This is a genomic window from Thermospira aquatica, assembly GCF_023525255.1.
Classification (GTDB): Bacteria; Spirochaetota; Brevinematia; order Brevinematales; family Thermospiraceae; genus Thermospira; species Thermospira aquatica.
In genome coordinates, this window is sequence record NZ_CP073355.1 from 394,242 (window position 1) to 409,395 (window position 15,154).

The window sequence follows — 15,154 nt, forward strand, 5'->3', positions numbered from 1 at the left end:
CGCAGCTGTACTGAACCAGCTTCTACCTTAATCACTATAAAAATTATACAGCAAAACCTTGCTCTTGTAAAATAGATGATATAAAATCAACAGGCAAGGTCGCTCGGCCTCCTGCCTCGCTTGCTTCAGTGGAATATATGGGAAGTAGGCTTTATTTGCTTCAATGCTTTATGGCTTTGGTGTGCTTACAGGGGGTTTATTCTTCCCCTAAATATAAATCTAGTACCCAGCCCTTTATTGTATTGCCCTTCTTATCCTTTATGCCCGTGTCTATATATAACCAATAGCCTGTCTTGTCTCCAATGGTTAACGTAGTCTCCGACCCCTCCAAAAATTTTACCCTTGCACCCTTCTTTAGCCTACATAACACTGCTGAGTTGGTAGATGGTTCGGTACGCACGTTTACATTGTCACCAGTGAGGATGTAGTATACAATTTCACGCGTTCCTCCGATTTCATCCCCCCATATAAGACCTCTCCATTCCCAGCCGGCTCCTTCTCCGTAATTGTAGAAAGACATACTGTATGTTGGACCTTTTACCTCCTCCCAAGCTGGGAAATAATATGATTTCATAATACGCCCATCTTCTAATTTGGTCTCTCGATAACTACCCTTACTTTTCAACAACTCTTCTATTATGGAAAAATCAACATGTTCTATTCCTGTTTTTTTCCAATTATCTCGGTTATCACTCATTCCCCAGCTATTAGTTACTTCATTTTTCTCTTTATCAACTTCATCAAATACAATATCAAAATGGGTAAGTTTTTTCAATAGTTCTCTATCTCTATCTTTTACAGCTCTCAAAAATATTTTGTAATACGTCCTCCAATCTTCAATCAGATATTCACCAAACTTATTAGTATTTATAGTACCAAACTCCGTTTTCTCTATTCCTACCGCTGTTCTAATATCTTCATGAGACTTTTTTACTTCTCTTTGTTCACAAGATATAATCACAATTCCAAAAAAAGTTACTAAAAGTAATATTATTATTCGCCTCATGTGAACCTCCTACTCTTCTATCTACTTTTTTGTTTTAGGAGTTTAAACCTGATATGCAGATGACTGTCGTGACCACGGAAGTATTGAACCTTACCTTCGTAACCATTTTTATCGAAATAATTTATGAGTACCTCATCATTAAAGAAAATCTTTTCCACTATGACAGTTTTTGGCATTCCCAACCATTTTTGTATAAAGTTTCTATTATCATAATCAAGGAACATTTGGATTAATTCTCTTGTAGCATCTCTATCATATAAAGTCCACTTATCATTATAATTCCCTGGATGACTCTTGCCATCAGTTGAGACAAACTTTACATCTACATCCATACCGTGTTTATGAGAAGTATGGGCAGGGTCGCTGTCTCCAAGATACCTACTTAAGTCTCCGTAGTAAATCGGTTGGTCAGGATACTTCTTATTCCATGCTGCGGCTATCTGTTTTAAAGCCTTTACAACTTCAGGTCTCCCCCACTTGTCAATATCTCCATCAGCAGAGTAGTTTCTGTATCCCTTGCCTTCTAACCCAAGATATGCAACCACCTTCGAGGCATATTCTGGATCTAACCCCTCTGGAGTTATTACCTCTTCTTGTAATACCTCTTTCTTCCCCCAACTCAGCAATTCATAGCCCTTCTTTAGTGGTAAAAGCAAAAACTTCCCTACAGTTTGTCCTACCCCTGCCCAATCTATTCCTTTGGCTTCCTCTTCCGTCATTACTCTCCCATCTCTCACTACAAGCGTCTCACCTACCTTAAGACTCTTCGCTATCTGTTTATCACTCATCCCGTTATAATGTCCCGTCCTCTTTAACGCTTCTAACACTTTATCAGGAGTTACTCCTAGCGCCTTAGCCATTCCTTCTATGCAGTTACTTCTTCCTTTCGCTGTATTTGTCCAATCCTCCATCGTAACATTCGTAGTCTTCCCGTCCACCTTTACCTTCAAACTTCTTCCACTCATATCCAGCGTATCCGAATCTCCAGTGAGTGCAAAATATGCCCCCTGTCTCGCTACATCCTCATACTTACTCCCACCAACACCAAGCCCAAAATTCGCCTGTAGGAGCGCAAGTGTCATCGTGCTCTGTTCATATGCCATCCTCTCCAGCGTTATATCGTCCGCTTCAAGACCACTTGCAGCAAGCCATGCGTGCTGATCTATATGGAACCCCTCGTGCATCACCGTCGCTGTATAATGCGCAAGCTTCGCTCTTAAATCGGCATCGCCCTCTGCTAATTTCGCTTCCTACTGTAAAAGAAGAGGTTAGTTTTTCAGTACTATAGTATCACTCTTTATTCCTCTTCTTTCTCCCTATAAACAAATCGTATCATAGATATAGCTGTATGATTGGTTATACCAGGATAAATATCCTCTATAACTAAACGACCAGCCATTCTTTCTCCCAAATATTCTTCGCTGTCTTCTATATTGATTCTTATTCTTTGCCATGCAAGCTCATCTGTTAACTCTGCAATAACTACATATATCAATCTAATCTCGTCTTCCAACACATAGCTGTCGTCATCCAGACTCTTAGCATAATGAAAAGGAATATGATATAACTCTAATCTTATCCTTTTAGGCCTGTTATATACTTTATATTTTCTTACTCTTTGCCCACCCGGTAATATATCTATCGCATATGGTAAATGATCTTTCCGCTTTATATCATAACCAGCCAAGTGATAGATACGACACCCTGAATAGTCAGTCAAACCATCATCACGACTTATCCAGGCTGTTGCTGGATCCTCATCAGCTAACTCCATTATATCTTTTCCATGAGTGATCTCCCAGGAATTGTATGCATCAACGGCGGGTATCCTGAGAGTAACTACGCTTATAGCCATTCGCATAATTCCATCCAAAAACTCCTTTTTGGGTTTCGTATTAGGCTCACTTTCGCTTACTATTTTTGTTTCTACTATCTTAAGTTCATCTACCTTAAGCTTACTCTCCCCACAGGTTGTAAGATTTAATATTATCATTATCCCTAATATAAACCTTATCTTCATCTTACCTTTCCCTCCTTTCTGAACTTACTTCCCAAAAAACCACTTTTTCCACAATTGACGAGAAAAATTATCAGCTATATCCATATTTGGCCTCAGTAAAAGAAATACCCTTCTTCCTACCTCATGTTCATATACCTTATCCCATGGCAGAAAATAGTACGAGGTAAATTCTCGAGTAAACTCATTTATCTTATCATTCCGCCTGTACAAATTATCCTCTATATTGTTATATTTGAAATTACCATAGTTCTGCATTGCATACTTAATATACCCTCCGTATGGATCAACTATTATTAAGCCATTCTCTGTTATCTCCTTGATATATACCATATGCTGTAATCTCTTCTTCATATTATTATCTTCATAAACAAAGTTGAATCTTCCTCCCGCTATGAGTTGATCACCAGGCTTCATTATTTTATTTTTCAAATAGAGGTAAAATTTTTTTACATCATCAACAGTTGGGTTTCCATTGTTTTTACCATCCCAACTATGAGAAACTTCCGTTCCATCCTTATAGAACCACTGTCCCTTTTTATAATCCACAGGCTCAATACTTCCACTCGCTAGAGCAAGTTCCACAAGAGTTGAAGGAAATGTCCTTTCATCTACCCCATACTTACTTTTCAAATATGAACTCATCTCTCTCCTTCTCTCCTCAAGTTCATCCTCTATTTGTCTTTCCTCATTGAAGAACCAACTACCTTCCTTAAGTCCTTTTATTATTCATTCACGTTAATGCTGGATTACACTTCCATCATTCTTCCGTTTTCTTTACATTATTCCTCTGATTCCTTATATCTCTTTAATCCATAAATCATTTCCACTTTCCCAGTTAAACAAGCTTAAATCCCTGTCTCAGTCATAGGCAATTAAATTTGCAACCTTCGAATACTCACTGCTTCCATCATATACAAATTTCCTTATCTGTATCAAACCATAGCTCCGCTGCATAGCTGTCATCAACAAGACCAGAATCAATCAATACACCTTACTACTGTGAAAGTATAAAATAGAAGACCTTCTGCTGTATTCTCCGTAATTGCTTTCTTATTTAGATGTATGGTATCTTCCCCAGCCTCTCCATAATGCCCTTCCTCTTCAAGGTCAAATAATAAACTTTTCTTCCCATTAATAATATCCATAGAAGTCTTCATACCAAAATCATCCCCACTTAAATATCCCATATTTACATAGCTTATCCTGCTTAAGCCTTTATCCCCTCCGTTAACATTGGCTGCCTGGAAACCCACATAGTTTAAACTTCCCATCGCATCCACAAGGTTAACAAGCCCAATACCTCCGCTCGTGTCATTCACTATCTGCCCATCGTGCGTGAATGCCATCCCTACATCACTCGCAAGGCTTATCCTGAAATTCCCTCCCCACGCATAATGCACTGCTTCTCCCGCTATACTCCCTATAGTGTTAGCAAAGTTGTTAAGCTTGTCTCCATAGAAAAGATAAACCTCCTTCCCAAGAGCTTTGCTCGACTTCTTGTCTAAGAATACAAAACTCCCATTGGTGTATGTCCCACCAAGGGCACTACCTATCATACCTGTTGTAAACCCACTAACAAAACCTATCATCCCACTTTCAAGAATACTCTTGCCAATAAAACTAGCCCAGTCATCCCTCAGTTTGCCAGTTTTCAAATCATACACCTTCGCCCCAACCATAAGAGAGCTCTCTACTACACTCTCTGTCATCCTCTGCACACCCATCTCTATACCTACAGTAAACCAGTTGTTCCCACCAAATATATTCCCAGCCCAGCTACCAGCCCAGCTACCTACCATCTTACCAACACCAAGGTCGGTATTAAGGTAGGCGGCGGTCATGCTAGCAAGGGTGGTAGTCTAACCCTCCTCCCCCAAGGGAGACTGAAGCTAGTCCCCCTTGAAACCCCCACTCCGCCCCTTGCGCGGTTTCTCCTACCAACTTTTCTCTTGCCCCTTGTGAGCCGGAGGTTTTTCTTTTAGCTTTCCTTTTTCCTCTATCGTCACACAAGTACATCCTTGTATTAGCCGTGACTTTCTCGCCACATCCTGTGGCTCGGATATTGGTTTTACCACACCTTTTTTCTTCCACCCAGCTCACGGCTAGTTCTCTGAGAGTTCTTCCCTCTCTAACGGAAGCACCGCAAGCAAGGGGCGGGAAGAAGAGAAAAACCCTAAACCTTCTTCGCACTTTTACTCCTCACCCTCCCAGGACTCCCCACACTCATCCCAGTCGCTTAACGCTAAACCCTCAAGATCTGTGCCTTTTAAGATTGTATAATCATTTAGCATCTCTTTCTTCCATGGATTGTCCCCAATTTTTATCCATAATGAACCATTCTCATCAATCTTCCAGTAACCAGCTACACCCCTCGGATGTTTGCGAAAAGCTTCACTACCCTCCCCCGCCCAGTTTAACCACTCTAAAATTATCTCTCCATTCTCCGCAAACTCAACCAAAAATGTCCTCTTTTCACGATCCTTCTCTACCTCCCACCCCACAGCCTTCATAAGCTTCTCATAATTCTCCTCCGATAAGGTCGAAAGTTCACTATTATATAAGCCTTTATGGCCTTTCCGCCTTTCCTCAATATAACGACGCAAATACTCCCTCTTCGCCTCCTCAAGATTGGCTATCTCATACTTCTTGCCCTTGTACCAGAACTCTATCTCACTTATACAGGTGTCATTATAATGCGTCCCAGGATATGTGGAGAGAATAGTAAACTTTACAGCATCTATATTTGTAGGATTGACCTTCAGCTCGTGTAAACTGATCTCATTCCACCCAGAGTCTGATAACAAAACCTCTCTATTAGTCGTTATAACATTTGTCTCATTATTCTTAACTACCAAATAGAGAAACAGAAGGGATAACCCTTTCACCCGGTTATTTTTCTTCCATATCTCCTCACTCTTCCCATAACCATTGTATATCCTTATAGTATCAATCAGAAACGGACTTGACTTTGGGTTAAAACCTACATTTACATATTCCCCAGCCCCATTCCTATCTATAACAAAAAGACCGCTATTATCCCATGTCATTGGCCTCTCTGGGCCACTTCCATCACCTTCTACATTTTCTGCCCAACACGTCTTAATGTCACCATCAAATAGGGAAAACACACTGTACCTTATATCACCGTTTAAGTAAGAAGAAGCTCTGGAAACAATAGATACCTTTAGAGACCCAGCATACAAACCAACAAATGACAAAACCATAATCCCTAATACCTTTTTCGTCATATCTCCCCTCCTCATCATTATTGGCTTAACAAATAGTATGTACCTTCAAGTGTATAATCCATGTACCATTTGGGTTCATATGCCTTTTCAACCGGATTATACACCATTTTAACTGTCCCAAACAAGCCCATAAAATAGGTGTAGTCTCCACCATCAAGTTGGTAACTACCGTCCATTTTCTTTCCTGTGTATCGGCCACCGTATATTGTTTGACAACCTTTAGACCAGGTATTATCAGGACCACCTATGTGAATAAGAATCTCATATTTCACTTTCTGGGAACCACCTTCTACAGCAGGTACTGCACCACCATTTGCTATCAGAATGGTAAATTGTCTGTTTTCCCTCATTTTACTCTTAGAAGCTCTATAAAACGTTCTCGCCTCATAAACACCAGGTGCTATAGAACTATATGGTATTCCCTTCTTAATTTCGTAATGTCGAGAGGCATCCACATTTCCTCGGTAAAACTCTACTATCTTGCCCCCTCTTACCACCGTTATCCTATCATTGTAGGTGTCCTTGCCACATCTTTCACCTTTACCCATGCCTTCCTCACCAAGAATCACAAAGTCCTTTTTCATCGACTTCTCAAAGCTCCCATAGCCACCTCGTAGATCCGCAAAGTAGCTATACATCTCGAGAAGTTTTCTACCTTCGTTCGTCTTGGTATCAAACTCAGCTACATTCTTGTCCTGGTTTAAAGCAGTATGCTGAAGATTGAACTCAAACATACTGCTAAATTTCTCCCTCCCGCTTTCCATCATTTCATCAGATATATCCTCATCCGATAACCCTAACCGTGTCTTCTCATAGTTCCGAATGGCAGCATCACCACCATACTTATCGTATGCTATGTCCGTCGCTACCCCTACAGCATAACTGTATATTTGATTCGTGTTGTCTAAAAGCTCATAGATGTTTTCTGACCTTGCCAACAACTGCTCCAACGTTACATTGCCTGTTACATTGCCCCCTGCATACTCATTGGCTTTGTTGCTTACCTTGAGTAGAAGAGATACTATCTCATTGATCTTCTCTGTGTTAGCATTGCCATCATCTGACTCATACTCGGCTATCATATTCCTAAGCTTTTCTTTTAGTGGCCCCTCCTCTATGTTTTTTATCTTTTCAAAAAGTATTCTTTGATGATAAAGAGTCATACTCTCTTTAAATTTTCTCCTCCTCTCCCCCTCCGTTGCTACCATGCTTTCTTTTTCGGCCTTTTCCCTCTCTTGTGTACGATTGTCCTGGCTCACAGGAGAAGAAAAGACATTCCACCCGCTGGAAGCAAGATAGGCAAGACCAGTTGTTAACCCTTGGAAGGTATTGGCTGTCAACTGACCCAAGGTGCTAAAGTTAGTAATGAGGGTGTTCCACGTCTCCACTTTCTCCTCCTCCCCCAAGGGGGACTGAAGCTAGTCCCCCTTGAAACCCCCTCGCTTGCCCCTTGCGCGGTTTCTTTTACTTTTTTTCTTGCCCCTTGTGAGCTGGAAGTTTTTCTTTTAGCTTTGTTTTTTCCTCTACCGTCACGGCGAATACATCCTTGTATTAGCCGTGACCTACCCCACATCCTGTGGCTCGGAATTTGTTTTACCGCACCTTTTTTCTTCCACCCAGCTCACGGCTGGTTCTCTGAGAGTACTTTCTCTGTAATGGAAGCACCGCAAGCAAGGGGCGGAAACCACCACGCGTGTTGCACACACAACCTTTTGGTAGGAAAACCACAGTGGCCTATCTATGTCTATCCAGGAGTTGCATACTCTTCAACCTCATACTCACCCTTAAACCAGTCGCATTCAAGATAAAGTATCATATATACAGCATATTTCCCCAGCGAAGGATTCTCAGGATCAATATCATAGTAAGTTACTTTGTCACTTACAACCCTCATCTTTAATTTGCTCCAATTCGTCTTATCCTTGCTCAAATACATCGCTTGATTCGAAATTCGATAAAATAATCCATGCTGTTGAAAATATAATTCAGGATCTAGAGTGGGTTCAAAAAGCATATCGACCCAATTACCATTAGTATCGTATATCTCTTTTGTGAGAACAATAGCTTGTATGTTATCAAGAAAACCAACTTCAGTTGTTACAACAATATTTGTCGGACTTTTTGAACATTCCCTTTTAATATATTCATACGAAAGATACAATTCCAAATCTACCTCTGCTTCTTCCATTTTCACTGGACTAAAATAAGCAGGTTTACCTTTTATAAACGCAACACCATACCTCCACTCCACACCCGGTAAGTCTGTGGTTAATTCCTTTTGAAATTCCTCACGTTCCTCTACCTTTCCTTTACCTTCCTTCTCACAGCTAGATAGACTAAAAAGGTACATCAAAAAAAGAAGTGTTGTCGTTATTCTCCTTATTAACATCTTTGCCTCCTTCTAAAGATTTAAAAAATAGAAGATTTCCAAGGAAGGGGTCTCCACCGTCTTTCCTCAAGACTACGTAGATCACGATTTCCTACCCTGAGTTCTATTATTGCATCCTGTTTTACAAGTTTTAGTAAAGTTTCATAAATGGAGCGGGATAACTTCTCATCTCCTAGTACTATACACCCTTCTGAAGTATACCCTCGATGCACAAAAACACCATTCTCATAATTACCCGTATCTCTATAGACCTCTACCTGATATTTAGATTTAGGATCCGTTGTTGGCCGATATCTTAACTTATATTTACCATCCTGTAGGGGATGTTCGTAGTCCCTGCCTCCCTGCCCATCTTCTATAGTCGAATCTTCACCCCATACAACACCATTCACCCTCATTTTCACTACTTCTCTACCAGTCTGTAATTTTATTATTGAGTAGCCAGTCATGCCTTTCCTTTTAGTTCCATCGTAGTTCTCTTCTATCACATTCTTTACAGTCAATACGTTCTTGGAACCAGAAAGAAAAGCTTCTACCCTGTCCAGAAAACTTGGCTCCAAAACTTCAACTGATTGAGTTGGGTTAGACACTGATGGAGTGGAAGTAGAGGGAGAATCCTTCTTGTTCCTCTCCTTTATTATGGCATTGTATCTTAGCCATTCCTTGATGAACTCTTTCTTCCTGGGATCACTATCAGAAAGATCACCAATCTTCTTACCTTTCATCTCTGGATGGTTCTTATAAAATAGTTCATCAGCATTTTTTGCCCTTTCAAAGTCTTCCCGCGTAAGCCTAAATGTGTCTTCTTCTCGCGTCCCTCCATAAACATTTGGCATAGAATTTTCATCTCCCCTCTGTCTCCTCTCCGCATAAGCTCTCTCCTGAGATTGAATCTCTTCCACCCGCCTCTGGGCACAACTAGTGGCATACTGATGAGCTTCCTCCTCACTCATGCCGTTTCTTATGGCCTCAATATAAACTTTCTTGTACTCCTCCATCCCACTCTCCCACGCTGGGTCTGTGCCCCACATCCTACGAAGCCTGTAACCCTGCTCCCTCTTGACACGTTCCTCTTCCCTTCTCCTCCTCTCCCCCTCCGTTGCTACCATGCTTTCTTTTTCGGCCTTTTCCCTCTCTTGTGTACGATTGTCCTGGCTCACAGGAGAAGGAAAGACATTCCACCCGCTGGAAGCAAGATAGGCAAGACCAGTTGTTAACCCTTGGAAGGTATTGGCTGTCAACTGACCCAAGGTGCTAAAGTTAGTAATGAGGGTGTTCCACGTCTCCACTTTCTCCTCCTCCCTCAAGGGAGACTGAAGCTAGTCCCCCTTGAAACCCCCTCCCTTGCCCCTTGCGCGGTTTCTTCTACTTTTTTTCTTGCCCCTTGTGAGCTGGAGGTTTTTCTTTTAGCTTTCTTTTTTCCTCTACCGTCACGGCGAATACATCCTTGTATTAGCCGTGACCTACCCTACATCCTGTGGCTCGGAATTTGTTTTACCGCACCTTTTTTCTTCCACCCAGCTCATGGCTGGTTCTCTGAGAGTTCTTCCCTCTCTCACGGAAGCACCGCAAGCAAGGGGCGGAAACCATAAGTAAGTCTCCTCCTTAATAAAAAGTGAAAGCCACATCTGGTATAAACTCATTAGAAAAAGGACCTCCTACAGAAGCAAAACAACCTATCGTATTCCTTAACGATTGTCTTTCTGACTCCCTCTGAGCCTCAGGAATATTTGTCTCCATAAGTTCTTTATAGTATCCACGATCAAATCCATCATCAAAATAGCTTCTAACAATCTCACCTTCTAAAAGTATAAAGTTTGATGGACTTAAAAACTTTATACTAAGTATATGACGCCCATCAGCCTTGTAAAAACTTATCATGTTCTCCTCTGGAAATACACGATAGCTCTCCCACACTATCCCACCATATTGAAAGTCATGAATGCAGAGCTCCGGATCATTAGGGAGAACATAATTAAAGTGTATCCACTTCTGATTAAAATATTTGGGATCTTCTTTACCACGAATCCAAATACTGTAAAATATACCTGTCCTTGGATCCTCATAATCCCCACCAACAGTGATTCCTTTATTCATACCTCTCACAAATCTTTCTACCGAGCTTATACTTCCACTATTAGTCATAACATCATTATCAGAGAAATTCGTCGTACTTTTAGATACCTCACCACCCTTCTGAGAACGAGCTGTACACCCGTTCCAACAACCACTTATACCTATGACTGATATCACTACAAAAATTAAATATATCCTATTCATAAACTAACCTCCCATTGTGTTTAATACCAAAAGTAATTCACAATATAATCTTCCCTGTCACAAATATCATCCCACTTCCCCCAAGGATTATGGTCATAGAGCCTAAGCGTGCCACCAACATACATCCCGAGCATGAAATGGGTATCACCCTCATTACTTTTCCTCTGAACCATAAAAAACCGAGGAGAAGCATCATACAACCTACGAAGATTGGCAAAAATAGCTTGAGAGGAATCTAATATGTCCTTATATCCTTTCAGTGCATTACGAGTATCTCGAATTTTTTTAAGAATATCGCTCTGACGAGAATTTTCATAATCGCCCATTAAAGTATTTAACCGATTGCTCAGCTCTTGCATGCGTGCCTTCACCTTCTCAAGTGACCACCCGCCACTAAACTCAAGAGAAAGATTCGTGCTCTTCCCTATCATATCCGCACGGACATACCAATACATGTGATGCTTTACACCATCATCCTCTATATCCATAACTCCGTATAATTTCGCCCGCTGTATGCCACCATTAAGCTCATTTATCTTCATGTTATCACTCCACCCATGAGCCCATACATACACAGGAGCACCACTTCTCCTATTGTAGCTTCCACTATTAAAGTAGGAAAGAGACATATTCTCTAGCTTACTATAGCCCACAAGCCCCTTGTTAAACATCTCTACAAAATAGTCCTCAAAGGCAAACTCGGTGGGATCTAATATGCCATTTGCACCAGCAAGAGTATAGTTCGCTATCATGCAACAGGCTCGTTTTGCTATACCTACAGCTGCAACATCCCTAAAATCATAGATATACTTTAGCCCATTGAGATAGTTGAGAAGCTTCGTTCTTTCTAACATATCTTTTGAATCACCATCTTTGTAATAGTTTGTTGCTAGCCTATCCCTTATCGCTACAAAGTTGCTGTTATTTTCTTTGGTATTACCACCCTTGAGTACATCCTTAAGAAGCCGGTCAAGAAGCACACGATCCCCATCATTCGTTATCCTCGCCCTTAGGTTTTCTATCACCTCCCCAAACTTACCCTTATTCTCTATATCAGAAATTGTCAAGTTTCACCACGTTGTATCAAATTATCGAGTTTTGCCCGAAATACATCCGGTGTCTCTTTAAACAACTCAGGCTTTATTTTATACCATTCTCTTACAGCTTCAATCGGTGTTTTTACTTTCAGTTCTCTCACTAATCCTGAATGCCTTTTTCTTAGTATATAGTAAATCAGAAAATTTGTCAAGTCATCGAATTGCTTCATAATAAAAGTACTCGAAAAGGGAACGTTGCTTCAAAATAAAAAAGTACTTTAAATTTGTGTAAAATAATCCAGTTCATGGCTCGACAAGCTCGCCAACCGTGGCTCGACAAGCTCGCCAACCGTGGCTCGACAGGCTCGCCAACCGGAATTGGGTTGGCGATGTTTGAAAGGAGACCTATTTACAGGTAAACGGCGAAATGATATGCTGAGCTTGTCGAAGCAGAGTATCAAAAAGCCAGCAAAAAGGAGAAAAAGGAGATACTGGATTACTTTGTGAGGATAACAGGTTTAAAAAACCGAAACTATGCCGCCAGGCTCTTGAGGCAGCACGGAAAAACCATCTATGTAGGCAAGAAAAATTACCTTAAAAGCCGACATAGCCAAGAAGAACAAAGACCTGGCAGAAAAAAAATTCGGCGAAGAGGAACTAAAACTTCTAAAAAGGTCTGGGAAATTGAAAACTACATGTGGCAAGCGCTTAAAACCGATTCTCAATGAAGTTTTAGATAATCTCTTAGCAAACGGGCATCTCCACGGTTCTCCACAGGCTATAGAAAACTTGCGCCATATAAGTGCCTCAAGTATTGACCGACTTTTGAAACATGAGCGTAAAAGCTTGAGATAAAAGGACGAAAAGGCACAAAACCTGGAGCTATTAAAGCAACAAATAGCTATACGCACGTGGGCAGAGTGGGATGAAAATTGCCCTGGGTTCATGGAGATTGATCTGGTAGCCATGAGGGAGGAAATAGCGGGAGATTTTGCTCAAACATTAAATATGGTGGATGTTTGGAGCGGTTGGACAGAACTTGTGGCAATCAAAACAAAGCTTCAAAATGGGTAAGAGAAGCCATAGAAAAAGTCAAAAACTTCCTTTTGATTTACGGGGAATTGATTCTGATACGGTGCTGAATTTATTAATCATCCTCTACGCGATTGGTGTGAGAAGAACCAGATAAAATTTACAAGGGAGAAGCTCCCGTTCCAATGATAACTGCTACGTTGAGCAGAAAAACTATTCCATAGTCCGCCAGAATGTTGGATACTTCCGCTACGATACCGAGGAAGAAGTCTACTACTTGAACCGACTCTATGCGTATCTCGGGCTTTATGCCAACTTTTTCAACCGGTTATGAAAATGACAGAGAAAAGAGAATCGGGCAAGGTGCAAAAGAAGCATGATGATATTAAAACTCCCTACCAGCGGCTTTTAGAAAGCTCTTATGTAAGTGTGGAACAAAAGAGCACCTAACAAGGCTTTATAAGGCTCTCGATTTGTTTCACCTAAGACAAAAAATTACAGCTTGCCAGAAAAACTTTTCAGCCTTCAAAAGAAAAAGAATGTAAAACAAAAATTTGGAGGAAAGGAATTTTTGAGTACTTTTTATGAGGCAATGATTCAATTTCGAGTACTTTTTATTTGGCGCAACGGGGTCATCAGAATTGCTTCATAATAAAAGTACTCGAAAAGGAACGTTGCTTCAAAATAAAAAGTACTACTTTAATGTAAAATAATCCAGTTCATGGCTCGACAAGCTCGCCAACCGTGGCTCGACAGGCTCGCCAACCGTGGCTCGACAGGCTCGCCAACCGTGGCTCGACAGGCTCGCCAGCGGAATTGGGGTGGCGATGTTTGAAGGAGACCTATTTACAGGGAAACGGCAAAACAATATCAAAAAGCCAGCAAAAGGAGAAAAAGGAGATGCTGGATTACTTTGTGAGGATAACAGGCCTAAAAATCGAAACTATGCCGCCAGGCTCTTGAGAGCAACACGGAAAAACCATATATGTAGGCAAAAAAATTACCTTAAAACCGATATAGCCAAAAGGGCAAAAGACCTGGCAGAAAGAAAAAATTCGGCGAAGAGGAACTAAAACTTCTAAAAGGTCTGGGGAAATTGAAAAACTACATGTGTTAAGCAAGCGCTTAAAGCCGATTCTCAATGAAGTTTTAGATAATCTCTTAACAAACAGGACATTTCAGGGTTTTCAACAGGCCATAGAGAGTTTCCCATACATATAAGTGCTTCAAGTATTGACCGACTTTTGAAACATGAGCGTAAAAAACTTGAGATAAAAAGGACAGAAAAACAAAAAACCTGGAACGTTGTTAAAGCAACAAATAGCTATACGCACGTGGGCAGAGTGGGATGAAAATTGCCCTGGTTTTATGGAGATTGATCTGGTTGCCCATGAGGGAGGAAATGGCCGGGAGATTTTGCTCAAACATTAAATATGGTGGATGTTTGGAGCGGTTGGACAGAACTTGTGGCAATCAAAAACAAGGCTTCAAAATGGGTAAGAGAAGCCATAGAAAAAGTCAAAGGAAGACTTCCTTTTGAGTTACGGGGAATTGATTCTGATACCGGTGCTGAATTTATTAATCATCCTCTACGCGATTGGTGTGAGAAGCACCAGATAAAATTTACAAGGGGAAGAAGCTCCCGTTCCAATGATAACTGCTACGTTGAGCAGAAAAACTATTCCATAGTCCGCCAGAATGTTGGATACTTCCGCTACGATACCGAGGAAGAAGTCTACTACTTGAACCGACTCTATGCGTATCTCAGGCTTTATGCCAACTTTTTTCAACCGGTTATGAAAATGACAGAGAAAAAGAGAATCGGAAGCAAGGTGCAAAAGAAGCATGATGATATTAAAACTCCCTACCAACGGCTTTTAGAAAGCTCTTATGTAAGTGAGGCACAAAGGCGCCTAACAAGGCTTTATAAGGCTCTCGATTTGTTTCACCTAAGACAAAAAATTACGGCTTGCCAGAGAAAACTTTTCAGCCTTCAAAAGAAAAAGAATGTAAAAAACAAAAATTTGGAGGAAACTGTATGGAATTTTTGAGTACTTTTTTTTATGAGGCAATGATTCGAATTTCGAGTACTTTTTTATTTGACGCAACGGGTAGACAGCCTCCTGCCTCGGTTACCCAAAA

17 protein-coding genes are annotated in these 15,154 nt (G+C 40.9%); 6 read left to right on the top strand and 11 right to left on the bottom strand.

Annotated elements, in window-relative coordinates; translation table 11 throughout:
• Nucleotides 1-196: 196 nt before the first annotated feature.
• The 11 genes from KDW03_RS01930 to KDW03_RS01980 form a co-directional block, all read right to left on the bottom strand.
• A complete protein-coding gene (locus tag KDW03_RS01930) occupies nt 197-1,006 on the bottom strand; it encodes an SH3 domain-containing protein (protein ID WP_271435717.1) in 810 nt (269 codons plus the stop codon).
• Between the two features lie 17 nt (nt 1,007-1,023).
• On the bottom strand, nt 1,024-2,109 hold the full coding sequence (locus tag KDW03_RS01935; protein ID WP_271435718.1) for a penicillin-insensitive murein endopeptidase: 1,086 nt from the start codon (nt 2,107-2,109) through the stop codon (nt 1,024-1,026).
• Nucleotides 2,110-2,303: 194 nt separating this feature from the next.
• Entirely contained in the window at nt 2,304-3,026 is a 723-nt protein-coding gene (locus KDW03_RS01940; RefSeq protein ID WP_271435719.1) for a hypothetical protein, read from the bottom strand.
• 24 nt (nt 3,027-3,050) lie between these two features.
• Nucleotides 3,051-3,668 (bottom strand): hypothetical protein, encoded by a 618-nt coding sequence (locus tag KDW03_RS01945; protein WP_271435720.1) that lies wholly within the window; start codon nt 3,666-3,668, stop codon nt 3,051-3,053.
• Nucleotides 3,669-4,003: 335 nt separating this feature from the next.
• Nucleotides 4,004-4,825, bottom strand: a complete 822-nt coding sequence (locus KDW03_RS01950; protein WP_271435721.1) for a hypothetical protein — start codon at nt 4,823-4,825, stop codon at nt 4,004-4,006.
• Between the two features lie 393 nt (nt 4,826-5,218).
• Nucleotides 5,219-6,274, bottom strand: a complete 1,056-nt coding sequence (locus KDW03_RS01955) for an NADase-type glycan-binding domain-containing protein (protein WP_271435722.1) — start codon at nt 6,272-6,274, stop codon at nt 5,219-5,221.
• Nucleotides 6,275-6,291: 17 nt separating this feature from the next.
• Nucleotides 6,292-7,662 carry a hypothetical protein gene (locus KDW03_RS01960; RefSeq protein ID WP_271435723.1) on the bottom strand — a complete coding sequence of 457 codons (1,371 nt, stop codon included), beginning with the start codon at nt 7,660-7,662 and terminating at the stop codon, nt 6,292-6,294.
• Between the two features lie 356 nt (nt 7,663-8,018).
• Nucleotides 8,019-8,663, bottom strand: coding sequence for a hypothetical protein (locus KDW03_RS01965; RefSeq protein WP_271435724.1), 645 nt, complete (start codon nt 8,661-8,663; stop codon nt 8,019-8,021).
• Nucleotides 8,664-8,683: 20 nt separating this feature from the next.
• The gene (locus KDW03_RS01970; protein WP_271435725.1) at nt 8,684-9,952 is read right to left on the bottom strand and encodes a hypothetical protein; all 1,269 of its coding nucleotides are present in this window, start codon (nt 9,950-9,952) and stop codon (nt 8,684-8,686) included.
• A gap of 316 nt (nt 9,953-10,268) precedes the next feature.
• Nucleotides 10,269-10,943: a hypothetical protein gene (locus tag KDW03_RS01975; RefSeq protein WP_271435726.1), complete on the bottom strand. Its 675-nt coding sequence runs from the start codon at nt 10,941-10,943 to the stop codon at nt 10,269-10,271.
• A gap of 20 nt (nt 10,944-10,963) precedes the next feature.
• Entirely contained in the window at nt 10,964-12,010 is a 1,047-nt protein-coding gene (locus KDW03_RS01980) for a hypothetical protein (RefSeq protein ID WP_271435727.1), read from the bottom strand.
• 473 nt (nt 12,011-12,483) lie between these two features.
• On the opposite strand from KDW03_RS01980, the gene KDW03_RS01985 reads away from it, so the two are divergent.
• The 6 genes from KDW03_RS01985 to KDW03_RS02010 all read left to right on the top strand — a co-directional run bounded on the left by KDW03_RS01985 (nt 12,484) and on the right by KDW03_RS02010 (nt 15,063).
• Nucleotides 12,484-12,708, top strand: coding sequence for a hypothetical protein (locus tag KDW03_RS01985; RefSeq protein WP_271435728.1), 225 nt, complete (start codon nt 12,484-12,486; stop codon nt 12,706-12,708).
• Nucleotides 12,665-12,835, top strand: a complete 171-nt coding sequence (locus KDW03_RS01990) for a hypothetical protein (protein ID WP_271435729.1) — start codon at nt 12,665-12,667, stop codon at nt 12,833-12,835. The genes KDW03_RS01985 and KDW03_RS01990 overlap by 44 nt, the downstream gene beginning before the upstream one ends.
• A 90-nt stretch (nt 12,836-12,925) precedes the next feature.
• Complete coding sequence (locus KDW03_RS01995; protein ID WP_271435730.1) at nt 12,926-13,054, top strand: hypothetical protein; 129 nt, start codon at nt 12,926-12,928, stop codon at nt 13,052-13,054.
• A 785-nt stretch (nt 13,055-13,839) separates the two neighbouring features.
• Nucleotides 13,840-14,085, top strand: a complete 246-nt coding sequence (locus KDW03_RS02000) for a hypothetical protein (protein ID WP_271435731.1) — start codon at nt 13,840-13,842, stop codon at nt 14,083-14,085.
• A 232-nt stretch (nt 14,086-14,317) separates the two neighbouring features.
• On the top strand, nt 14,318-14,443 hold the full coding sequence (locus KDW03_RS02005; protein WP_271435732.1) for a hypothetical protein: 126 nt from the start codon (nt 14,318-14,320) through the stop codon (nt 14,441-14,443).
• A gap of 2 nt (nt 14,444-14,445) precedes the next feature.
• The gene (locus KDW03_RS02010) at nt 14,446-15,063 is read left to right on the top strand and encodes an integrase catalytic domain-containing protein (protein WP_271435733.1); all 618 of its coding nucleotides are present in this window, start codon (nt 14,446-14,448) and stop codon (nt 15,061-15,063) included.
• Nucleotides 15,064-15,154 lie beyond the last annotated feature (91 nt).

What these genes read in the sequence shown, in the direction of transcription:
- KDW03_RS01940 (WP_271435719.1), bottom strand. Translation starts at nt 3,026, where the DNA reads ATGAAGATAAGGTTTATATTAGGGATAATGATAATATTAAATCTTACA.
- KDW03_RS01930 (WP_271435717.1), bottom strand. Translation starts at nt 1,006, where the DNA reads ATGAGGCGAATAATAATATTACTTTTAGTAACTTTTTTTGGAATTGTG.
- KDW03_RS01995 (WP_271435730.1), top strand. Translation starts at nt 12,926, where the DNA reads ATGGAGATTGATCTGGTAGCCATGAGGGAGGAAATAGCGGGAGATTTT.
- KDW03_RS01965 (WP_271435724.1), bottom strand. Translation starts at nt 8,663, where the DNA reads ATGTTAATAAGGAGAATAACGACAACACTTCTTTTTTTGATGTACCTT.
- KDW03_RS01950 (WP_271435721.1), bottom strand. Translation starts at nt 4,825, where the DNA reads ATGGTAGGTAGCTGGGCTGGTAGCTGGGCTGGGAATATATTTGGTGGG.
- KDW03_RS02000 (WP_271435731.1), top strand. Translation starts at nt 13,840, where the DNA reads ATGTTTGAAGGAGACCTATTTACAGGGAAACGGCAAAACAATATCAAA.
- KDW03_RS01955 (WP_271435722.1), bottom strand. Translation starts at nt 6,274, where the DNA reads ATGACGAAAAAGGTATTAGGGATTATGGTTTTGTCATTTGTTGGTTTG.
- KDW03_RS01945 (WP_271435720.1), bottom strand. Translation starts at nt 3,668, where the DNA reads ATGAGTTCATATTTGAAAAGTAAGTATGGGGTAGATGAAAGGACATTT.
- KDW03_RS01935 (WP_271435718.1), bottom strand. Translation starts at nt 2,109, where the DNA reads ATGGCATATGAACAGAGCACGATGACACTTGCGCTCCTACAGGCGAAT.
- KDW03_RS01975 (WP_271435726.1), bottom strand. Translation starts at nt 10,943, where the DNA reads ATGAATAGGATATATTTAATTTTTGTAGTGATATCAGTCATAGGTATA.
- KDW03_RS02010 (WP_271435733.1), top strand. Translation starts at nt 14,446, where the DNA reads ATGGTGGATGTTTGGAGCGGTTGGACAGAACTTGTGGCAATCAAAAAC.